A 21,845-nucleotide genomic window follows, 5' to 3' on the forward strand; every position below is an offset into this window, starting at 1 on the left:
TTGGGAGTAGGCCCACATGACCCAGCAGTCACTGGAGCCGAAGACCGTCTCGGAGGACGCGGGCGCGGGTAGCCGCGTTCCCGCCGGACGATCTTGGCTCGACCGGTACTTTCACATATCCCAGCGGGGATCCACGGTCGCGCGTGAGGTGCGCGGCGGCATCACCACCTTCATGGCGATGGCGTACATCCTCCTGCTCAACCCCCTGATCCTATCCGGCAAGGACGCGGCGGGGGACACGCTCGGCCAGAAGGCCCTGATCACCGCGACCGCGTTCGCGGCGGCACTCACCACGCTGCTGATGGGTTTCGTCGGCAAGGTTCCCCTCGCGCTCGCCGCGGGTCTCTCCGTCTCCGGAGTCCTCGCCTCCCAGGTCGCTCCCCAGATGACCTGGGCTCAGGCGATGGGCATGTGCGTGATGTACGGCGTGGTCATCATGCTGCTGGTCGTCACCGGCCTGCGTGAGATGATCATGAACGCGATCCCGCTGCCCCTGAAGCACGCGATCACCATGGGCATCGGCCTGTTCGTGGCCCTCATCGGCTTCTACAAGGCCGGGTTCGTGCACAACGGCGAGACCACCCCGGTGATCCTCGGCCCGGAGGGAGAGCTGGCCGGCTGGCCGGTGCTGCTCTTCGCCGTGACCCTCCTGGCCATCTTCATGCTCCAGGCGCGCGGGATCCCCGGCGCCATCCTGATCGGCATCGTCGGCGGCACCCTCCTCGCCGTGGTCCTCAACGCGGCCGGCGTCATCAAGCCCGACCAGTGGGCCGGCGGCGCTCCCGAACTGAGCGGCGGCGCGGTCTCCATGCCCGACTTCTCGATCTTCGGCCACGTCGAGTTCGGCGGCTGGGGCGAGGTCGGCGCGATGACCGTCGGCATGATCGTCTTCACCCTGGTGCTCGCCGGCTTCTTCGACGCGATGGCCACCATCATCGGCGTCGGCACCGAGGCGAAGCTGGCGGACGACAAGGGCCGGATGCCGGGTCTGTCCAAGGCGCTGTTCATCGACGGCGCGGGCGGCGCGATCGGCGGCGTCTCCGGCGCCTCCGGCCAGACCGTCTTCGTGGAGTCGGCGACCGGCGTCGGCGAGGGTGCCAGGACCGGCCTGTCGTCCGTGGTCACCGGTCTGTTCTTCGCCGCCTGCCTGTTCTTCACGCCGCTGACGGCGATCGTGCCGGGTGAGGTCGCGGCCGCCGCCCTGGTGGTGATCGGCGCCATGATGATGATGAACGCCCGGCACGTGGACTGGTCCGACCGCGCCACCGCGATCCCGGTCTTCCTGACCGTCGTGATCATGCCCTTCACCTACTCGATCACCGCGGGTGTCGCGGCCGGCGTCGTCTCGTACGTCGCCATCAAGATCGCTCAGGGCAAGGCGCGGGAGATCGGCGCCTTCATGTGGGTGCTGACGGTGATCTTCGTGGTGTTCTTCGCCCTCAATCCCATCGAGAGCTGGATGGGCGTCCACTAGGCGCCCAACCCACGCTCCGCACACAACCGCTAAGGAGACCGACAGATGCTGGACATCGCCGACGAGCTGCACCGGTGGGTCGAGCAGGGACGCGACTTCGCCGTGGCCACCGTGGTGGCCGTGGGGGGCAGCGCCCCGCGCCAGCCCGGCGCCGCCCTCGCGGTGGACGCCGACGGCACGGCGATCGGCTCGGTCTCCGGCGGATGTGTGGAGGGCGCGGTCTACGAACTGTGCCAACAGGCGTTGCAGGACGGCGAGCCGGTCCTGGAACGCTTCGGCTACGGCGACGAGGACGCCTTCGCGGTCGGCCTGACCTGTGGCGGCGTCATCGACATCCTGGTCACCCCGGTCCGGGCGGACGATCCCGTCCGGCCGGTGGTGGCGGCCGCGGTGGCCGCCGCGTCCCGGCGCGAGCCCGCCGCCGTGGCCCGGATCGTCTCCGGCCCGGCTGCACTGACGGGCGGCCGCGCGCTGCTGGTCCGCCCCGACGGGTGGTACGACGGCGGCTTCGGCGCCCATCCCGAGCTGGACCGCACCGTCGCGGCCGAGGCCGGCGCCTTCCTGGACGCGGGCCGCACCGGCACCCTGGAGATCGGTGAGCAGGGCTCCCGGTGCGGAGCACCGCTCACGGTGCTGGTCGAGTCGTCGGTCCCGGCCCCTCGCATGATCGTCTTCGGTGCGATCGACTTCGCCTCGGCGCTGGTCCGCGTCGGCAAGTTCCTCGGCTACCACGTCACGGTCTGCGACGCCCGCCCCGTCTTCGCGACGCGGACCCGCTTCCCCGAGGCCGACGACATCGTCGTCGACTGGCCCCACAAGTACCTGGAGAGCACCCTCGTCGACGGCCGCACGGTCCTGTGCGTGCTGACCCACGACGCCAAGTTCGACGTGCCCCTGCTCCAGCTCGCGCTGCGGCTGCCGGTGGCCTACGTCGGCGCCATGGGCTCCCGCCGCACCCACCTCGACCGCAACAGGCGGCTGCGCGAGGTCGGCGTCACCGACCTGGAGCTGGCCCGCCTGCACTCGCCCATCGGCCTGGACCTCGGCGCCCGGACGCCCGAGGAGACGGCACTGTCCATCGCCGCCGAGATCGTCGCGGGCCGGCGCGGCGGCAGCGGGGTCTCGCTGGCCGGCGCGCACACCCCGATCCACCACGACACCCCTTCGGCACCTGCGGGGCGGATCGGGTCGGTGGCCTGAGCCGGGCGTCCTGCCCTGTCCGCGCCCGCGGAGTCCGTGCCCTTGCGCGGACCCCGGGGGCGCGGGTCACCGCCCCCGCAGCAAGCGGTTCGCCGCCCGCCCGAACACCAGGCGGGACGCCCGCTCCAGGGTGCCGTCGAAGGCGGTCGGCAGCAGGCGTACGCGCAGTTCCTCGCGCCAGACCACGTGCGCGCGCCCACCCGGGCCGGGGCGGACCTCGATCTCCGCCCAGCCGCGCATGACCCGGCCGCGCTTCTCCAGGCGGCACCGGCCGGGGGTGTCGTCGTCCGGCGGCTGCCAGACGGTGACCTCCATCCGATCGTCGAAGGCGAGCGGCCCGACGCCCGAACGGGCCACGAACACCGTGCCCTCGTGCGTCGGCTCCGGGGTGAGCACGGTGACGCGGGTCAGCGGGACGACGTCACCGTGCCGGGGCCAGTCGGTGAGCCGGCGCCAGGCCTCGGCCGGGGTGAGCGGCGCCGTGCGTTCGAGGAGGAAGGTGGCCACGCTGGGATCCTAGGCGGCCCGCGCGACGCCGGGCCGTAGGGCCGCACGAACGGATGACGGCGACATCCGGGCACCAGGGCCTGTCCGGCAGCCCTAGCGGTAGACCTCGCCCGGTTCGGCCCTGCCGGGGGCCAGCAGTTGGGGGACCGTCACGAACACGTATCCGCGCTTCTTCAGCGCGTCGATGATGCCGGGCACGGCCGGCACGGTGCCGTCGTAGATGTCGTGCAGGAGGATGATCCCGTCCCGGCCGGTCCGGTCGAGGACACGCCGGCGGATCAGGGCCGAGTCGTCGGTCGTGTAGTCCTTGGCGGTGACGCTCCACAGGACCTCGGCGAGGCCGAGTTCGCGGCTGATCTCGTGCACGGTGTCGTCCGTGCGGCCCTGGGGCGGGCGCATGAGGGTGGGGCGACGGCCGGTGAGGCGCTCGATCTCCTCGTTGGGGCGCCGGAGTTCCTCGCGTATCTCGTCCGGCTCCAGCTCGGTGAGGATCTTGTGGTCCCAGGTGTGGCTGGCTATCTCGTGGCCCTCGCCGGCCATCCGCCGGACCAGTTCCGGGTACTTCTCGATGTGCCGCTTGCCGAGCAGGAAGAAGGTCGCCGGGACCTGCTTCTCCTTCAGGATGTCGAGCAGGCGCGGGGAGTTCTCGCTGGGGCCCGCGTCGAAGGTGAGGGCCACGCACTTCGCGCGGCGGCAGTCGACGGTGCCGAACGCGGCCTCGGTGCCGGTCGCGCCCTCGGCGCGGACCGCGCTGGGGGCGGTGGTCTCCAGGGTCGTGCAGCCCGCCAGGACGGGCGGCAGACAGAGAGCCGCCAGCAAAGTCGCGGCGGCACGGAACGTGGAGCCCCGTCTTCGCGTCTTCCCGGGCGGCCGGGACGACCTGCTCGCGGAAGGCGCACCGGCACTGCGGAGAATTCCAGGTCGAAGAGGCATGCCGAGACTATACACACGATGTATACGCGGAGTTCATAGTGGGTCCTCTGATTGTCCGGAGTGCTCCGGGAGGGTTTGAGGCGGCCGCATGCTGGCACCCGGCCACACATGACCACCGCATACGCCGTGGTGATCCCCACGCTCGTCCACGACACACTGGCCGACTGCCTCGGCGCACTGGCCGCCGCCACCGGTCCGCCGCCACGCGAGATCGTCCTCGTCGACGACCGGCCGGACCCGGATCCGGGCACGCTGGAGCATCCGCTGAGCGTCCTGGGTGACCTGCGCGACCGTACGACCGTGCTGCACGGCGGCGGGCGCGGACCGGCGGCCGCCCGCAACTCCGGGTTGCGCGCGATCGCCTCACCCTGGGTCGCTTTCCTCGACGACGACGCCCAGGTCGGCCCGCACTGGTGCGAGCAGCTCACCCAGGACCTGGCCGCCGCCGGCCCCGACACCGCCGGGGTGCAGGGGGTGATCTCGGTGCCGCTGCCCCGCCACCGCCGCCCCACCGACCGGGAGCGCGAGACGGTGGCCCGGGCGCGGGCCCGCTGGGGCACCGTCGACATGGCCTATCGCACCGACGCGCTCAAGCAGGCCCGCGGCTTCGACGAACGCTTCCTGCGCGCCCACCGCGAGGACGTCGACCTGGCCCTGCGGCTCCTCGACGCGGGCTGGGGCATCCGGCAGGGGCGGCGCACCACTCGGCACCCCGTGCCGGCCACCGGCCGCTGGGCCTCGCTGGCCGCTCAGCGCGGGCACGCGGACGACGCGCTCATGCTGCGGCTGCACGGCCCAGGATGGTGGTACAAGGCGGTCGCGCCGCGCGGGCGTATCCGCGGCCACCTCGCCGTGACGGCGGCGGGCGCGGCGGCGTGCGCGCTCGCGGCGGCCGGGCGGCGGACGGCGGCCCTGACCGCCGCGTCGCTCTGGGCCGCCGGCACCGCCGAGTTCGCCTGGGCCCGCATCGCCCCCGGGCCGCGCACCCGGGACGAGGTGGCCACCCTCCTGGTGACCAGCGCGCTCATCCCACCGGCGGCCAGCTGGTACTGGCTGAGCGGCCTGTGGCGGCACCGGGGCGTCCCCGCGTGGCGGGAGGCGGCGCCATGAGCCGGATCCGCGCCGTGCTCCTCGACCGCGACGGCGTCCTCGTCGAGGACGCCCCCGGCAACGCCGACCCCGGCCGGGTCCGCCCCGCCGACGGCGCCCACGAGGCGCTCGCACTGCTTCGCCTGCACGGCATCCGCACCGGCTTGCTCACCTTCCAGCCCGGTATCGCCGACGGGCTGCTCACCGAGGCCGATGTACGGCGGGTCGACGCCCGCGTCGAGGAGCTCCTCGGCCCCTTCGACGTCCGCGGGGTCTGCCCGCACGCCCCGGCGGACGGGTGCCACTGCCGCCCGCCCGAGCCGGGCCTGATCCTCTGGGCCGCCGGCCGCATCTGCACGGCCCCCACGGACTGTGCCGTGATCGGCGACACCGGCGCCCACGTGGAGGCCGCCCGCCGGGCGGGTGCCCGCGGCATGCTCGTGGCGACCGCCCGCACCCGGCCGCAGGAGACCGCCGGGGACGCCGCCCCGGACCTGCGCAAGGCGGTGCGGTCGCTGGTCTCCGGCCGGACGGTTTCCCCTCGGCCGCGTTGACCTCCGGCCGTGCTGTTCCTCTGCCGCGTTGACCGTCGGCCGTGCTGTTCCTCGGCCGCGTTGACTCCGGCCGTGCTGTTTCTCGGCGGGTTGACCTTCGGCCGTGCTGTTCCTCTGCCGAGTTGACCTCCGGCCGCTCTGAACCACCGCCGCGTTGCCCCCCGGCCGCGCTGAGCCCCCGCCGGGTTGACCCCCGGCCCATCGATCCTCGGCAGGGCCGACTTGACTACAGGGCCCGCGCGACGAGAAGGGCGACGTCGTCGTGGTCCTCGGGGTGACGCAGGCCGTACAGCAGCAGGTCGCAGGTCTCCTCGAGGGGCCGGCGGGGTTCGTCGAGGAAGGTGAGCAGGGCGGCGAGGCGCTCGTCGATGGGGTGGTGGCGGGTTTCGACGAGGCCGTCGGTGTACAGGACCAGCAGGTCGCCGGGGGCCAGGTCGACCGTGGTGGCCTCGAACGGGATGCCGCCGATGCCCAGCGGGGTCCCGGCGGGCAGATCGAGCAGTTCGGGGGACCGGCCCGGCCGCGCCAGCGCCGGCGGCATGTGTCCCGCGTTCGCGATACGGCACTGTCCGGTGCGGGGGTCGTACACGGCGTACAGGCAGGTGACGATGTAGTGCTCCAGATCGCAGGTGATCTTGTCGAGGTGCTGGAGCACCGCCTCGGGTTCGAGGTCGAGGTCCGCGTAGGCGCAGGTCGCCGTGCGCAGCCGGCCCATGGTGGCGGCGGCGTCGATGCCGTTGCCCATGACGTCGCCGACCACCAGGGCGGTCTTGTCGTCGGTCAGGCCGATCACGTCGTACCAGTCGCCGCCCACCTCGCTGGTGGACTGCGCGGGCTGGTAGCGGGAGGCCAGCTGCAGCCCGGTGTGGTGCGGCGCGTGGTCCGGCAGCAGGCTGCGCTGGAGGGTGAGGGCCGTGTTGCGCACGCTCTGGAACCAGCGGGCGTTGTCGATGGCCACGGCGGCCCGGCTGGCCAGCTCACCGGCCAGCACCACGTCGTCCTGGTCGAACGGCAGCGCGTTGCGGGTGCGTTTGAGGTCGAGGGCGCCGAGCACCTCGCCGTGCGCGATCAGCGGCACGGCCAGATACGAGTGGACGCCGGCCTGCGCGAGCAACGCGCCGGCTTCGTCGTCCCGGGCGATCCGCGGCAGGTCGCGCTCGCCGACATGCCGTACGAGCACCGGCCGGCCGGTGTGCACGCACAGGGTGACCAGCCGGTCCCCCTCGTAGGAGGCGAGGTCCCCGGGAGTGTCGGCGGCGCGCAGCGCCACGGTCGGATGGGCCGCCTTCAGGGCCAGGGCGCGGAACAGTTCCGGCCCGTTGTCCGGCGCCCGGGTACGGCGGCAGGCCAGCGCCGAGTCCAGGACGTCCACGGCGACCACGTCGGCCAGCTCGGACGCCGCGATGTCGGCCAGTTCGTGCGCGGTCCGCTCCACCTCCAGCGTCGTGCCGACCCGGGTGGAGGCGTCGGCGATGAGCGCCAGCCGCCGCCGGGCCCGGTCGGCCTCGGCGGCCGCGCGGTGCCGTTCGGTGACGTCGACGACCGAGGTGGCCGCGCCCAGGACCCGCCCGCCGGGATCCTCCAGCCGGTAGAACGACAGGGACCAGGCGTGCTCGTGCTCGGGGTCGGCCGGCGGGCGGCCCACGTGGTACTGGTCGAGCAGCGGCGTCCCGGTGGCGAGCACCTGGTGCAGGCAGGCCTCGATGGTGTCGATGTCCGGCAGGTGCAGCCGCTCCCTGAGATGACGGCCGATGTGCTCCTCGGCGGGCACCCCGTCGATCCGCTCCAGTGCCGGGTTGACGAGCAGATACCGCAGGTCGGGGTCGAGAAGGGCGAGGCCGATCGGGGACTGGTTGATCAGCCGTTCGCACAGCGCCAGATCGGTCTCGACCCGCTGGAGCAAGTTGTGGTCGGCGGCCAGGCCCAGGGCGTAGACGTCCCCGAGGTCGTCCAGCAGCCGCATGTTGCGGAACTCCGTCAGCCGGCTGCTGCCGTCCTTGTGCCGGATCGGGAACGCCCCCGCCCAGCTCCGGCCCGTCTCCAGCACCTCCGCGAACAGCTTCGCCACGGCCGGCAGATGCTCGGGGTGGACGAACAGCCGCGACGCGTAGGTGCCGAGTGCCTCCTCGGCGGTGTAGCCGAAGAGCTCCTGCGCCTGCGGGGTCCAGAAGACGATCCGCCCGTCGGCGTCGACCACCACCGCGGCCACACTCAGCACGTCGAGCAGGCCGATCGGCCTGGGCGGCTCCGGGCCGTACTCGTCCTCGTCGGGCTGGAAGGACTCGGCTGTCATCCCTGATCCTCCTCCACCGGCCGGCGGAAGTGACGCCGTGCCCTTCCATGCTGCCCCCCGCCCCCTGCCTTGCCCAGTCCGAGGATCCCGGCAACCCCCCGGGACCGTGCACATCGGAGGGACTAGCAGGAACATGGTCGTGTAAAGGATGGGGACCCATGGACTCTGCGCGACACGGTTCCGAACCGCCGGCGCCCCCCGGCACGCGCGACCTCCTCGACGCGTCCACGGACGCGGCGGCGGTGGTCTCCGGTACCGGCGAGGTGATCGGCTGGACGCGCGCGGCGGAGCAACTCCTCGGGCTCCCGGCGCGCGACGTCGTCGGCTCCTCCGCCGCCCGGCTGCCGGCGGGGCCCGTGGATCCGGTCCGCGCGAGCGCCGTCGCCGACCGGTGCCGCGCCGGAATGGGGTGGAGCGGCCACGTCCCGCTGCGGCACCGCGACGGCCGCCGGATCGACGCCGACCTTCGGGTCTCCGCCTGCTTCCGGATCGGCTCGCAGGAGTGCTTCCTGGTGTCGGCGCGGGAGCAGCGCCAGCGGTGGACCGTCGGGCAGAGCGTGGTCGACGGCTTCCTGACCCGCTCGCCGGTCGGCATGGCGGTCGTGGACCTGGACCTGCGCTACGTGTGGATGAACGACACCCTGGAACGCTTCGGCGGCGTCCCCCGGGAGCAGCGGCTCGGCCGCCGTCTGAGCGAGCTGCTGCCCGGGCTCCAGGCGGAGACCCTCGAAGGCCTGATGCGCAAGGTGCTGCTCACCGGTGTCCCCGTCACCGACTACGAGTACGTCGGCTGGAGCTGGGCCGACCCGCACCGCCAGCACGCCTACTCGACGTCCTTCTTCCCGCTGACGGACGACGACGACCTCGTCACCGGCGTCTGCTACATGGTCCTGGACGTCACCGAGCGGTGGAACGCCCGCCAGCTGCTGTCGCTCGTCAACGACGCCGGGACCAGCATCGGCCGGACCCTGGACGTGATGCGTACGGCGCAGGAACTCGCCGACTTCGCCGTCCCCCGCTTCGCGGACTTCGTCGTCGTCGACCTCCTGGAACCGGTCCTCAGCACCGAGGGGCACGGAGCGTGGCTGACCGACGCGGGTCCGGCGTCCGCCAGGCCGGTGATGCGCCGCGCCGGCATGAGCTCGGTGCGACGGGGCTGCCCGGAGGCCGTGGCACGGGTCGGGGACCGGGTGGACTTCCTCCCGCCGCCGCACGACGTGAACCTGCTCATCGACGGAGAGCCGATCCTCATTCCGGTGCTCGACCCGTCCGACGCCCTCTGGGTCGCCGAGCAGCCCGCGCGCGTGGAGTCCATCCGTGACTTCGGGCTGCACTCCCTGCTCTCCGTGCCGATGCGGGCGCGCAACACCGCCTTGGGCCTCACCACGTTCCTGCGCTCGCTCAATCCCACCCCGTTCCAGCCCGACGACGTGCTGCTGGCCCGGGAGCTGGTGGCGCGGGCGGCGCTGTGCGTCGACAACGCCCGCCGCTACACCCGGGAGCACACGGCGGCGATCACCCTGCAACGCAGCCTGCTGCCGCAGGCCCTGATGGGCGGTACGGCGCTGGAGGTGGCCTCCTACTATCTGCCGGCCGACCCGAGCGGCGGGGTCGGGGGCGACTGGTTCGACGTGATCCCGCTGTCCGGGGCGCGCGTGGGCCTCGTCGTCGGCGACGTCGTCGGCCACGGCATCACCGCCGCGGCGGCGATGGGCCGGCTGCGCACCGCCGTGCAGACCCTCGCCGACATGGATCTGCCGCCCGCCGACCTGCTGGCCCACCTCGACGACCTGGTGCTGCGGCTGAGCGAGGAGAAGACCGACGAGAGCACCACCGCCTTCCTCGGGGCGACTTGTCTGTACGCCGTCTACGACCCGGTGAGCAGGCGGTGCACGATGGCCCGCGCCGGGCATCCGCCCCCGGTCGTCGTCGCGCCCGGCGGACAGGTCTCCTTCCCGGAGCCTCCGGCCGGGCCACCGCTCGGACTGGGCGGCCTGGGGTTCGAGTCCACCGAGATCGAACTCGCCGAGAACAGCCTCCTCGGGCTCTACACCGACGGCCTCGTCTCGGGAGCCGACCGCGACATGGAACTCGGCATGTCCCGGCTCGGCGAGGTCCTGGCCCGGCATCCCACAGACCCGGACGCGGCGCGGGCAGCGGGCACCGGGGGTGGGGAGGGCGTGGGGGTGGCGGGCTCGGACGGTGGCGATTCGGGTGCGGGTGCCGTGGGTTCGGATGGGGTCGAGCGGCGTGCGGGCGGCGTGGGTTCGGATGGGGTCGAGCGGCGTGCGGGCGGCGTGGGTTCCGAAGCGGACGGTGCGGGGGCGGCGGGCTCGGACGGTGGCGATTCGGGTGCGGGTGCCGTGGGTTCCGAAGAGGGCGCGTCGGGTGCGGGCGGGCCCGAGGCCGGGGACGGCGACCGGGATGCGGGTGGGCCGGAGGCCGGCGGGGGCGCGACGGCGGCGGGGAGTTGTGGTGACCGGGCGTCTGCTGCTGGGGTGAGCGGCGAGAGCGTGGAGGGAGCCAATCGCGCCGCGCACACCTGCCGGGACCCGGCCCCCGACCTCGCGGCGCTGTGCGCTTCCGTGGTGCAACGGCTGGTGCCCGTGCCCCAGCCCGACGACATCGCACTGCTCCTGACGCGCACCCACGCCCTCGGCGACGACGACGTCGTCTCCTGGGACGTACCGGCGGACCCCGCGGCGGTCGCCGTCGCCCGGGCCAGGGCGACCCTCCAGGTCGAGGACTGGGGCCTCACGGAGCTGGCCATGACCACGGAGCTGATCGTGAGCGAACTGGTCACCAACGCGGTCCGCTACGCCGAGCCGCCGATCCACCTGCGTCTGCTCCGCGACTCCCGGCTGACCTGCGAGGTCGCCGACGCCAGCAGTACCGCACCGCGCCTGCGGCACGCCCGCAGCACGGACGAGGGCGGCCGGGGCCTGTTCCTGGTGGCCCAGCTCGCCCACCGCTGGGGCGCCCGCCACACCCACGGTGGGAAGATCATCTGGGCGGAACAGGAGATCCCGTAACGCCGTCGAGCGCCGGACGCAGCCCGGCCCGCGGCCGAGCGTGGCTGGGGCATCCGGGCCTCACTTACGCTCCGGCGTCACCGTCAGCCGTAGGCTGGCCTCCGTGCGCGAAGGACAGGATGCGGAAGTGACCGGGACGACGGTGGCGCAGGTCATGGCGGAGCTGGCCGCGCTCGAGGACCCGAAGATGCGCGCGGTGAACGAGAAGCACGGCGACGACCACGGCGTGCATCTCGGCAAGTTGCGCGCGCTCGCGAAGCAGCTCAGGACCCAGCAGGATCTCGCGCGCGAGCTCTGGCGGACGGACGACACCGCGGCGAGGCTCCTGGCGATCCTGATCTGCCGTCCGAGGGCGTTCGAACGGGACGAACTGGACACCATGGTGCGCGAGACCCGCGCCCCCAAGGTGCACGACTGGCTCGTGAACTACGTGGTGAAGAAGAGCCCGCACTCCGAGGAACTGCGCCGCGCCTGGTTCACGGACCCGGATCCGGTGGTCGCGAGTGCCGGCTGGGCGCTGACCACCGAGCGGGTGGCGAAGAAGCCCGAGGGCCTGGAGCTCGACGGGCTGCTCGACGTCATCGAGGCGGAGATGAAGGACGCCCCGGATCGTCTGCAGTGGGCGATGAACCACTGTCTGGCGCAGATCGGGATCCAGCACGCCGGGTACCGCGCCCGCGCGATCGACATCGGCGAGCGCCTGGCAGTGCTCAAGGACTACCCGACACCCCCGAACTGCACCTCTCCGTTCGCGCCCGTCTGGATCGCGGAGATGGTGCGCCGCCGGCAGGAGACGTAGGGCCTGTCGCTTTTTGGCTAGTCGTCCTCCTCGATCAGGGCGTCCTGGATCCGTCGGGCCACGGTGGCGACATCGGCGCCGGTGTCGGCGGGAATCTCGATGTTGACCTTCTCGCCCTTCGCCGTGATCTGGACAGTGATGCCGTCGGGTCGCTCGAAGGTGTTCCGAATGAGCTCCGTGAGCCTGAGGAAGGTGTCCGGTCCCTGAAGGAGGCTGATGGTGGTCGTGGTCACGGTGATACCGATCAAGGCGATCTCGGCGGCGGAGCCCCGGGTGCCGGGGCGGATCGCCAGTCTTTGACGCACGAGGGCGTCGGCGAGTTCGGACGGCATGACTACAGCGATCAAGAGCTGCCCCTTCAACGTGGTCGGAGTCGCCGCACGGTGCGCACGGACGAGCCTTTGGTGCGTCAGTACGCCTGGTAGGAGGCCCAGATGACGGGGTGCGGATCACGGATGTCATCGCCGGTGTCCGTCGTTCCCCGCAGGGAGCAGATCTTCCACTCGTTGAGCATCCGCAGCTGAAGCCTCCGCAGCAGATCCGCGTGATCGCCCTGAGGTCGCTCCAGCATTCCCTCCACGATCAGGTCCTCGAACACTTCGGTGAACGACGTGTCGAGAATGTCCACGCACGTGGCGATCACCTGGTCGGCCCCCGACTGGACGGCGCCGGCCGCGAGACCGAGGGTTTCACCTCCCAGGGAGGAGGAGGTCGAGCTGGAGCAGCACGAGAGGACCACCTGGGCCGGCATCGGCAGGAACGGAGTGCCGTCGTCGAGGCTGCCGAACAGTTCGCCCGAGCTCAGGAAGTCGTCCTCGGCCAGTGGAAGTGCGGCCCATGCCGGGTCGGAGTCGTGCACCGCGTGCCCGCGGTAGAAGAACAGTCCATGGGCCGACGGCCCGACGTGGTGAAGTGCCCGGAGCAGGGCGTCCTTCGAGGCGGGCACGGGGGACCCGGCTGCTTCCAGCAGTGTGACCGCGCTCCGCACCACGGATTCCGAGGTCCGCTCACGCAGTGTTCCGTCCGGGTTGTCGCAGGCCAACAGGAACGGTGCGGGTGCGGAGGCCGGCCGGGCCGTCCGCACGCTGCGCGCCGAGCGTGTGAGCTGATTGGGGGTGGAGGTCCACATCCGCAGTGTGGCCCGTTCCACCAGTCGGTCCTCCGTCCCCGGGATCATCGCGATCGGCCAGGGAACGCAGGCCAGTTCGCGCGCCGCCGAGATCGTCAGCGACGCGGGCTCGGCCGCAGTCGCCGCGCCCAGTTCCGCGACCAGCGGAGGCGGGAGGAGATCGCCGACCGTGCGGGTGATGATCTGTTCCTCGGCAGACTTCCAGCTCTCAAGGTGGGTGTACGGCTCGTAGTAGTCACCGGGGCCACGCCGGTACGGGAACAGGCTCCAGGTCTTCGGTTCCGACGACTGGGCCTGCCCGGCGAGGGCCAGCAGTACCGGCTTGATGCGATCCCGCTCCCGGAGGTCGACCTTGCCGTACCCGATCGGCTCCCTGTCCCGGGCGGCGAACCAGAAGAGGAACCCGTCCTCCACGTGTGAGGACCAGAAGAGGCCCATGGGCAGTGCTTCGTCCAGTGCGCGGGGCACGAGTGCGGGTGCCCTCCCGGCCTGCAGCACGTTGCCGTAGTGAGGCATGAGAAGTGCCGTGCCCTGAAAGGACACGGGCGAAGGGAAGTGCAGCAGCGTCGCACCGAACGCGTCGTTCAGCGCGGTGAACAATGCCTGGGACACCAGCGGTGTGCTGCTTTCCGCCGCCTCGGCCGGCGCCGACGACGCGCTGAACCCGCTGTCCGCGAGCTTCGTCTTCTCCTCCTCGGCATCGACCTCGACGATCGTGCCGATCATGGACTGGAGCCGGCACGACTCGATCAGTTCGGCCATGGCCCGACTGTCACCGAGGGCTGCCGCCGCCGTCAGCGCCGCGTGCCTCGCGGGGCCGAAGTTGGTCCACAGAGCGACACGTTGTGTGTGCGAACAGGCTCGGTAGCGCTGAGCGTCCAGCTTCGCCCAGGCGGCGAGAGCGAGAGCGAGCCCTTCGTCGTGCCGGCCCAGGTCTACCCGGATCGCCGCGGACCGCTGCTCCAGATCCCCGATCAGCCAGTAGTCGGCCCGTTCCTCGGCCAGGTGCCCGATCGCCGAGGTCAGGAGCCCGAGCGCCCGCTCCGGCTGCGTGTCGTCGGCGAGACGCGCCGCGAGGCAGGAGACCAGGTAGGTGTAGGGAATGATCCCCAACTTGCGCACCCGCTCGATCCCGGCGACCTCGTGCGCGCCGATGCCCGGCGCCTCGTCCAGCACCCGCGTGGCTATCCGGTGAAAGACGGCGGACACTCCGTGGGTCGCCCCCTCAATGGTCTTCAGATGTTCGAGCGCACCGTCCCGATCTCCTGCCTTCATGGTGAAGACGACCATCTGACAAAAGGTCCGGCGTTTGTGACGGGGCGTGCGCCAGTAGATTGCAGCGCCTGCGAAGCACTCCGCCGCGGTGGCCCAGTCGGCGAACCGCACATATTCACGCCCGAGCAGTTCGTAAAGGATCGCGAGGTGCCTGTCGGCGCGCGGGGCCGCGTCGGGCCCCAGCGGCTGTTGGGTGATGCGTATCAGTATCGAACGCACGTAGGACAACCCCGCGTTTCCCGAGTCCTCGGCATCGGCGAGCGTCACCCCGCCGAGGAGGCCTTCGAGATCCAGCAGTTCGCGGTGCAACTGCTCCGGCAGATCGGTACCGCGTTCCAGATAGGCGTCGATGAGTCCCGCGATCCGCTTGATGCCGGGGGAAGCCGGCTTCCCCCGGTCAGGACGCAGCCGTCGGCGCTCGAAACGTCCCGCGACAGCGAGAAGACGCCCCAACGCGGTTGATCTCATCTGTGCCCCCCAGCACCTCACGCTCCCCGTAGGTCACCAGAAGATCCAGGGCGCGGTACGGCCGAGGTCTGGCAGCGGGGTAGCCACGGAAATCATGCCGTTCCGAGGCGGCCGGGGGGACCGGATTGCGAGAATTCGGGACACTCCAGGCGAGCATCCGACCGGTGGTCCTGTGAAGGACATTCCGCCGTTCTGCGTCGGCCCGCAGCGTTCCGCGGCCGCGATTCGGAACATCGATCCGGCGTTCCGCGCCAACATCTTCACTGTCGAGGTCTGGAAGCCCGCGCTCGTGAAGTCGCGGGGACCGCTTTCACGTCCTCGGCACCTATGCGCTCGCCCGATGCGCTCGCCCGATGGCTCGGCCAACTCCAACCCGACCGTCACCTTCGACCACTGGATGTTGTCTCGGCCGGGCGTGATCAGCCGATGTCGCAGGCACCGGACTCTTCGAGGGGGCGGCTCGCGAGGTCGTCGGCCCACCCCACCGCCCAGGTGTGCAGAGCTGTGATGGTGGCGTCGCCGAGGCTGTAGGCGGCGAAGGCTTCGTCGTCGGTCCACTGCGCGCCGGTGAGGCTCGCTTGGAGGTCATCGCGCTCGAAGCGGCCGCGGGCGTGGCAGCGGCGAACTCCTCGAGCTCGGCATACCCGCCGGTGAGGACCAAGAGATATGGCGAGCGACTGCCCTGGTGCGACCGACGAGGGTGCGCAGCACCGGCCACAGCTCGATGAGTAGATCCCCAGCAGGGACTCAGAGCCAGTCCCGTCGCTTGAATATCAGGTACAAACTGACGCAAACCACCCCCATCAGGCCGATCGCAAAGGGGTATCCGAAGCTCCAATGCAACTCAGGCATGTCCTCGAAGTTCATCCCGTAGATCGTCCCGACCAGCGTCGGAGCGAACAGGATCGCCGCCCACGACGAGATTTTCTTGATCTCCTCGTTCTGCTCGAATCCGGCCTCCGCGAGCGCCCGCATCTCCGCGTTCTGCTGCTGCGTCACCAGCGTGGCGTTCACCGTCAGGATGTCGGTCAGGGCCTGGCGGAAGCCGTCGACGCGTTCGCTGGTGTGGGTGACGTGGTCGGCGACGTCCCGCAGGTAGCGCTGGAGTTCCTCGTCCGTTCCGTACTTGGCGAAGCCCGCCATCAGGCCGTGCAGCATGCCGACCAGGGGGCGGGTGGCGCGCTGGAACTCGACCATCTCGCGGGAGAGTTCGTAGATGCGCCGGGAGACCTCCGGGTCGCCCCGGAACACCTCGGTCTCGATCTCGTCGATGTCGGTCTGGACGCCCGTGACGACCGGCGCGTAGCCGTCGACGACGGTGTCGAGGATGGCGTACAGGACCGCTTCCGGGCCCAGCCTCAGCAGTTCCGGCGACTCCTCCATGCGGCGGCGGACGGCGGAGAGGTCCGGTGCCGCGCCGTGGCGGACCGTGATCAGGAAGTCGGGGCCGACGAACACGTGCAGCTCGCCGAACTCGACCTCCTCCGAGGCGTCGAGATAGCGGGCCGCCCGCAGGACGACGAAGAGGGTGTCGCCGTAGCGTTCCAGCTTCGGCCGCTGGTGCGCCTCCATCGCGTCCTCGACGGCCAGCGGGTGCAGGTCGAACTCCTCGGCCAGGGAGAGCAGTTCACGCTCCGTGGGGCGGGCGAGGCCGATCCAGGCCATACCGGCCGGCTTCCGGCTCAGCTCGCGGTAGGTGTCGGCCAGGGTCGCGGGGGAGGAGACCCGGACGCCGTCCTCGTACAGCGCCGCCTCGACCACGCTGCCGATCTCCGCGTCCCGCGCGGTGGCCGGTCCGGCGGCCAGGGGCGGGTCGGCCGGTTGGCGCGGGGGGAGCGCGCGTCGCAGGCCGGATCTCTTCGACGGGTTCTTCCAGGCGATGGGGTACCTCCCTGGCCGGTCCGCGGCGGCGGTGTGATCGTTCGCAAGGATATACGGGGCAAACGGCGGCGTGGCGGGGCGGTGAACGACCGATCGCCGGGAATCGCGGACCGAAGCTGTCCGCAAGCGCCGCTAGCGTGCGGAGCATGACCACGACGACAGCCGTGCTCGGCACCCGCGCCCTCAACCGCGCCACCCTCGACCGCCAGCTGCTCCTGCGCCGTGCGCCGCTGCCGGCGAAGGCGGCGCTGGAGCACCTGGTCGGCCTTCAGGCCCAGGAGGTCAAGCCGCCGTACTACGCGCTCGCCGCCCGCCTCGACGGCTTCCGCCCCGAGGACCTCTCGGCCCTGCTGACCGACCGCGAGGCGGTCCGGATCGTCACCCTGCGCTCGACCATCCATCTGCACACCGCCGACGACTCCCTGACCCTGCGACCGTTGGTGCAGCCCGCCCGCGACCGGGAGCTCCGGATCTTCCGCAAGGGCCTCGCCGGCGTCGACCTGGAGCGGCTCGCCGGCCTCGCACGTGAGCTGGTCGAGGCCGGGCCGCGCACCATGCGTCAGCTGCGCGAGGCCCTGGGTGCCGAGTGGCCGGACGCCGATCCGCAGGCCCTCGCCGTCGCCGCCCGCTGTACGCTCCCGCTGGTCCAGGTCACCCCGCGCGGAGTGTGGGGCAGGAGCGCCCAGGTCTCCCTCACCACCGCCGAGCACTGGCTGGGCCGCCCCTCCGAGCCGGCCGCCACCGCGGAGAGCGCCGTGCTGCGTTATCTCGGCGCCTTCGGTCCCGCCTCCGTGCAGGACATGCAGACCTGGTCCGGCCTGACCCGGATGCGCCCCGTGTTCGAAAGGCTCCGCCCGCGGCTGGTCACCTTCCGGGACGAGCGCGGCACCGAACTCTTCGACCTCCCGGACGCCCCCCGGCCCGACCCGGAGACCCCCGCCCCGCCCCGCTTCCTGCCCGAGTTCGACAATCTGCTGCTGTCGCACGCCGACCGCACCCGCGTGGTGCCGCCCGCGCACCACGGCCGCACCTGGCAGGTGAACACCGTTCACTGCCCGCTCCTGGTCGACGGCTTCCTGGCCGGCGTCTGGCGGCTGCTCGACGGCGCCCTGGTCGTCGAGCCCTTCGGCGGCCTCACCCGGGCCCAGCGCGACGAGGTGACCGAGGAGGGCCGGCGCGTGCTCCAGGTGCTGCACCACGGAGCGTCGTACGACATCCGCTTCGCAACGGTCCTGCCGTAGTGCGGGCCGGCGCATGGAGAGGGGGGGGGGGGGGGGGGGGCGGGGGGGGCCCCCCCCCCCCCCGCCCCCTGGCTCGACTACCTGAGGGATACTCAGGAGGTCTTGGTGCGTTACGAGTTGACCTGTGCGCTCACCAGGCTGGAGAAGGTCGTCAGCCGGGTGTAGACGCCCGGGTAGCCGGCCTGCGCACAGCCTTCGCCCCAGGAGGTGACCCCCGCGAGGACGCCCCCGATGAGCAGCGGGCCGCCGCTGTCGCCCTGGCAGGTGTCCACGCCGCCGGAGGTGTATCCCGCGCACACCATGTCGCTCGCCACGAAGTCGGAGCCGTAGGAGCCGCGGCAGCTGGAGTCGGACACGACCGGTACGGTCGCGGTCCGCAGCTGGTCGGAGGAGCTGCCGCTCTGGGAGGTGGTGCCCCAGCCGAGGACGCGGGCCGTGGTGCCGGCCGCGTACACCGAGGTCTGCGAGGAGGAGACGTACTTCGCCGCGGTGTACGGCATGGACGTCGACAGCGTCAGAACGGCCACGTCGTCGCCGTTGGTGACGTCCGAGTAGCCGGGGTGGATCCAGATCTTGCTGACCCGGCTCACCGTGCCGTTGGTGCCGTTGAGGTACGTACGGCCGCCGACCACGCGGACGCTGCCGGTGCTCTCGCCGACCATGCAGTGGGCGGCGGTCACGACCTTCGTCGGCGAGACCAGCGTGCCGCCGCAGAACTGGTCCTGCGAGGCGTCCGTGATCTGCATCATGAACGGGTACGCGGTCGTCGTGGTGGTGGTACCGCCGACGATGGGCTGCGGGGCGGCGACGGCGGCGGGGGAGGCGAGCAGCGCGGTCGTGGCGGCGGCAGCGGTCGCGGCGACGAGGGCCGCGGTCCTTCTCGCACGGGTGAGCCCGAACATGAGTCTCCTCAAGGGGGTTGCCGGTGGGGGGTCGCGCGGGTCGGGGGGTGGAGCACGAGGGACTCGGGTCCGACCCCCGTGTGCCCGGCGAGCGGCACGTGGATAAACTATGGCCGGATGCCCACCCACCCCAATGAGGGAACCCCCTAGGGGAGTTGGGGCAGGGAAAACCCTCGGTTCGGTGTCCCCCGCCCGGTGCCTGGCGTGGCGTACGGCCTACCTGACGTGCCGTCCCGCCGCCAGCCGGACGATGTCCACCCGGGAACGGATCCCCAGCTTGCGGTAGACCCGGGTGAGTGTCGCCTCGACCGTCTTGACGCTGATGAACAGCCGCCCGGCTATCTCCCGGTTGGTCGCGCCCTCCATCACCAGCGCCGCGACCTGACGCTCCATCGAGGCGAGCCCCTCCAGCGCGGCCGGCGCCGGAGCCGGGGCCGGCCGCCGGTCCGGCGTCGCACCCGCCGCCACGGCCGCGTCGACCTGTCGCAGCCAGGGCAGCGCCCGGCACCGGCGGAACAGCCGGGCCGCCTCGTCGTACGCCGTCGGACCCGGCTCCCGCCCGGCCCGCAGCAGCGCCAGCTCGAAGGCGGCACGCGCCTCTTCGAGCCCGTAGCCCAGCTTGCTCAGCCGGTCCTGCACCGACGTCAGCTGGCCTACCGCCGCCTCGTGTTCGCCGCCCGCCGCCCGCACCAGTGCCTCCGCCCGGTCGAGCACCGCCAGCACGCTCTCCCGCCCGAGCCGCAGCGCCTGCCCGCGTGTCACGTCGATGACGTCCTGCGCCTCCGTGAGCTCCCCGATCCGCACGAGCGCCTCCGCGAGGTCCCCGTGCCAGCGCCCGCGTGCCGGGTCGGTGACGCCGAGCCCGTGCTCCAGCTCGCGCACCCGGCGCAGTGACCGGACGGTGCCCGGCGCGTCCCCGGCGACCAGCTGGACGTATCCGAGGGCGGCCAGCGCGCGGGAGACATAGATCTGGTCGCCGTCCTCCTCGGCGTGCTGCACCGCCTCCCGCGCCAGTGCCAGCGCCTGGTCCGCGCTGCCGCCGGAGGCCTCGGCGAGCGAGGTGAGCATCGCCGACGCCACCTCGCCCATGCCGGAGTCGCGGGCCAGCCGCAGGCTCTCCCGGGCCAGGTCGAGGGCGCGTCCGCAGTGCCCGGAGCGCAGTTCGGTCTCGGCCAGCAGCCGCAGGAAGTGCACCTCGCTCTCGACCATGCCGCGCCGCCGCACCTCGCGCAGCAGTGCCGTGACCGTGGTGCGGGCCTCCTGCAACTGGTCGCTCATCAGCAGCCAGCGGAATCGGGTGGAGCCCGCCCCGTTGTGGTGACACGCCACCTGCGGGTCCTGCGGCTCCTTCAGCGCACGCTTGATGGTCGCCGGCGCGTCCGGGTGACCCATCAGGGTCTCGGCCTGCGCCTGGAAGGCGAGCGCCAGCAGTTCGGTACGCCGGTCCCCGGCCCGGGCCGCCAGGTCCGCGGCGTGCGCGGCCTCCTCGCGGCCCTCGGCGAAGTCGCCCTCGACGACCAGCGCCCGCCAGGCCAGCTGGTAGTGGACCGGGGCCAGCAGCCGCGGGTCGTCGCCCGCGTCGGCGAGCGCCTGCGGGTAGACGGCGTCGACCTCCCCGAGGGCCTGTCCGGCCGCCTCGATCACCACCATCCAGGCCCGCACCCGCTCGGCCGCGGACGTGGCCCGGGTGAGCACCTCGCGTGCGATGTCCCGGGCCAGGTCCACTTCGCCCGCCGTGATCGCGTCCTCGGCCGCCTGCAACCGGCGCTCGTCCGGCCCCGGCACGCTGTCCGCCGGCGCGTGCCGCGCCGCGAGCAGCCCGAGCGAGGCGGCCACCGAGGGCGCGCCGCGGTCCCGGGCCAGCATGGCGGCGCCGGCGAGCCGGGCCGCCACCTCCGGATCCGTTCCGGTCGTCGCCAGTGCCAGATGCCGCGCCCGCTCGATCGGATCGGAGGCGGCCGTGGAGAGCGCCGCGTGCGCGGCCCGCCGCTGGTGCGCGGGCGCCTCGGCGTACAGCGCCGCCGAGACCAGCGGATGGGCGAAGCGTACGGCGGGGCCCTCCGGCTCCGTGGCCAGCAGCCCGAGTTCGGCCGCGCGGGCGGTCTCGGCCTCGGCGTTCTCCCGGCCTGCCGCGTGCAGCAGGGACAGCGTGGGCCGGGCGCCCGCACTGGCCACGAGAAGGGTGTGGCGGGCGTCCGCGGAAAGCATCTCCAGCCGGCTCAGGACGAGCGCCCGCAGCGAGGTCGGCACCGGCAGCGGCTCGCCGGGGCGCGGCGGAGTCGGGTTCTCGGCGAGGGCGCGGCCCAGCTCCAGGGCGAAGAGCGGATTGCCGCCGCTGGTGCGGTGGATGTCCCGGACCGTGGAACGCGGCAGGCCGCTGTAGCCGCGGTGGTCGAGCAGCGCGGCGACCTGGGCGCGGGAGAGCGGGCCGAGCCGGACGGCGAGGGTGTCCGGGGGAGAGGTGCGCAGATGGCGGTCGTACTCCTGGCCCTCGGTCCGCACCGCGCACAGCATCGTGACGGGGGTGTCGCCGAGGCGGCGGGCGGCGAAGCCCAGCAGCTCCGAGCTGGCCGGGTCCAGCCACTGCACGTCGTCCGCGACGACCAGGACCGGCCCTTCGGCGGCGAGCGCCCTCAGCGCGGACAGCACGGCGAGGCGCAGCGCGAGGCCGTCGCGCTGGAGGGTGGACTCGCCGCGGCCGGTGAGCGCCGACTCCAGCGCCGTGCGCTGCGCGGCGGGCAGCTTGCCCGAGACCTCGTCCAGCACCAGGCCGAGCAGGTCGGCCAGGGCCAGGAAGGGCAGATGCGATTCGGACTCCGTCGCCGAGCAGCGCAACACGGTCCGTGCCGCCTCGGCGTTAGTGGCGGCCAATGCCCGCAGCACGGTCGACTTTCCTATTCCGGCGGGCCCGTGGAGCAGCACGCTGCCACCGCGGCCGAGCTGCGCACGTGCCGCCGTGAACAGTTCCTCCTGGCCGATGACCAGGTCGGGGCGGCTTCTGGCAGGCTCCTTGAAGTCCCGTCGCACGGTCACCGCTCCCTCCGTGTGTCGTGTTCGGGCCAAATTCT

General features: G+C 72.4%; 15 protein-coding genes and 1 pseudogene. 7 read left to right on the forward strand and 9 right to left on the reverse strand.

Features of this window, described 5'->3' with window-relative positions:
- Window positions 1-16 precede the first annotated feature (16 nt).
- The gene (locus tag ACIHCM_RS11760) at window positions 17-1,474 is read left to right on the forward strand and encodes an NCS2 family permease (RefSeq protein ID WP_399892925.1); all 1,458 of its coding nucleotides are present in this window, start codon (window positions 17-19) and stop codon (window positions 1,472-1,474) included.
- 45 nt (window positions 1,475-1,519) lie between these two features.
- Window positions 1,520-2,674 carry an XdhC family protein gene (locus tag ACIHCM_RS11765; RefSeq protein ID WP_399892928.1) on the forward strand — a complete coding sequence of 385 codons (1,155 nt, stop codon included), beginning with the start codon at window positions 1,520-1,522 and terminating at the stop codon, window positions 2,672-2,674.
- Between the two features lie 66 nt (window positions 2,675-2,740).
- Here the strand turns inward: ACIHCM_RS11765 and ACIHCM_RS11770 are convergent, their stop codons facing one another.
- The gene (locus tag ACIHCM_RS11770) at window positions 2,741-3,181 is read right to left on the reverse strand and encodes an SRPBCC family protein (RefSeq protein ID WP_399892931.1); all 441 of its coding nucleotides are present in this window, start codon (window positions 3,179-3,181) and stop codon (window positions 2,741-2,743) included.
- A 93-nt stretch (window positions 3,182-3,274) separates the two neighbouring features.
- Window positions 3,275-4,114 (reverse strand): polysaccharide deacetylase family protein, encoded by an 840-nt coding sequence (locus tag ACIHCM_RS11775; RefSeq protein ID WP_399892934.1) that lies wholly within the window; start codon window positions 4,112-4,114, stop codon window positions 3,275-3,277.
- A gap of 108 nt (window positions 4,115-4,222) precedes the next feature.
- On the opposite strand from ACIHCM_RS11775, the gene ACIHCM_RS11780 reads away from it, so the two are divergent.
- Together ACIHCM_RS11780 and ACIHCM_RS11785 are read left to right on the forward strand one after the other, a co-directional pair.
- Window positions 4,223-5,224 (forward strand): glycosyltransferase family 2 protein, encoded by a 1,002-nt coding sequence (locus ACIHCM_RS11780; protein WP_399892937.1) that lies wholly within the window; start codon window positions 4,223-4,225, stop codon window positions 5,222-5,224.
- Entirely contained in the window at window positions 5,221-5,757 is a 537-nt protein-coding gene (locus ACIHCM_RS11785; RefSeq protein ID WP_399892940.1) for a D-glycero-alpha-D-manno-heptose-1,7-bisphosphate 7-phosphatase, read from the forward strand. Before ACIHCM_RS11780 ends, ACIHCM_RS11785 begins: the two co-directional genes overlap by 4 nt.
- A gap of 226 nt (window positions 5,758-5,983) precedes the next feature.
- Here ACIHCM_RS11785 and ACIHCM_RS11790 read toward each other — a convergent pair whose 3' ends face one another.
- Window positions 5,984-8,050 carry a SpoIIE family protein phosphatase gene (locus tag ACIHCM_RS11790; protein ID WP_399892943.1) on the reverse strand — a complete coding sequence of 689 codons (2,067 nt, stop codon included), beginning with the start codon at window positions 8,048-8,050 and terminating at the stop codon, window positions 5,984-5,986.
- 158 nt (window positions 8,051-8,208) lie between these two features.
- Here ACIHCM_RS11790 and ACIHCM_RS11795 point away from each other — a divergent pair, with 158 nt between their 5' ends.
- Window positions 8,209-11,082: a SpoIIE family protein phosphatase gene (locus ACIHCM_RS11795; RefSeq protein ID WP_399892946.1), complete on the forward strand. Its 2,874-nt coding sequence runs from the start codon at window positions 8,209-8,211 to the stop codon at window positions 11,080-11,082.
- A gap of 154 nt (window positions 11,083-11,236) precedes the next feature.
- Window positions 11,237-11,881, forward strand: coding sequence for a DNA alkylation repair protein (locus ACIHCM_RS11800; protein WP_399893391.1), 645 nt, complete (start codon window positions 11,237-11,239; stop codon window positions 11,879-11,881).
- Between the two features lie 17 nt (window positions 11,882-11,898).
- On the opposite strand, the gene ACIHCM_RS11805 is transcribed toward ACIHCM_RS11800, so the two are convergent.
- From ACIHCM_RS11805 to ACIHCM_RS11820, 4 genes and pseudogenes are all read right to left on the reverse strand, one after another.
- Window positions 11,899-12,228, reverse strand: coding sequence for a hypothetical protein (locus tag ACIHCM_RS11805; protein ID WP_399892949.1), 330 nt, complete (start codon window positions 12,226-12,228; stop codon window positions 11,899-11,901).
- A 62-nt stretch (window positions 12,229-12,290) separates the two neighbouring features.
- A complete protein-coding gene (locus tag ACIHCM_RS11810) occupies window positions 12,291-14,738 on the reverse strand; it encodes a CHAT domain-containing protein (RefSeq protein WP_399892952.1) in 2,448 nt (815 codons plus the stop codon).
- Window positions 14,739-15,172: 434 nt separating this feature from the next.
- Window positions 15,173-15,393, reverse strand: a pseudogene (locus ACIHCM_RS11815) (hypothetical protein); the annotation flags it as partial.
- Window positions 15,394-15,500: 107 nt separating this feature from the next.
- Window positions 15,501-16,514 (reverse strand): magnesium and cobalt transport protein CorA, encoded by a 1,014-nt coding sequence (locus ACIHCM_RS11820; RefSeq protein ID WP_399892955.1) that lies wholly within the window; start codon window positions 16,512-16,514, stop codon window positions 15,501-15,503.
- Window positions 16,515-16,780: 266 nt separating this feature from the next.
- Here ACIHCM_RS11820 and ACIHCM_RS11825 point away from each other — a divergent pair, with 266 nt between their 5' ends.
- On the forward strand, window positions 16,781-17,875 hold the full coding sequence (locus ACIHCM_RS11825) for a winged helix DNA-binding domain-containing protein (RefSeq protein ID WP_399892959.1): 1,095 nt from the start codon (window positions 16,781-16,783) through the stop codon (window positions 17,873-17,875).
- Between the two features lie 110 nt (window positions 17,876-17,985).
- Here ACIHCM_RS11825 and ACIHCM_RS11830 read toward each other — a convergent pair whose 3' ends face one another.
- Window positions 17,986-18,777: a S1 family peptidase gene (locus ACIHCM_RS11830; RefSeq protein WP_399892962.1), complete on the reverse strand. Its 792-nt coding sequence runs from the start codon at window positions 18,775-18,777 to the stop codon at window positions 17,986-17,988.
- A 216-nt stretch (window positions 18,778-18,993) separates the two neighbouring features.
- Window positions 18,994-21,810, reverse strand: coding sequence for an AAA family ATPase (locus ACIHCM_RS11835; protein ID WP_399892965.1), 2,817 nt, complete (start codon window positions 21,808-21,810; stop codon window positions 18,994-18,996).
- Window positions 21,811-21,845 lie beyond the last annotated feature (35 nt).

It is taken from the genome of Streptomyces sp. NPDC052023 (genome assembly GCF_044548465.1).
Taxonomy (GTDB): Bacteria; Actinomycetota; Actinomycetes; order Streptomycetales; family Streptomycetaceae; genus Streptomyces.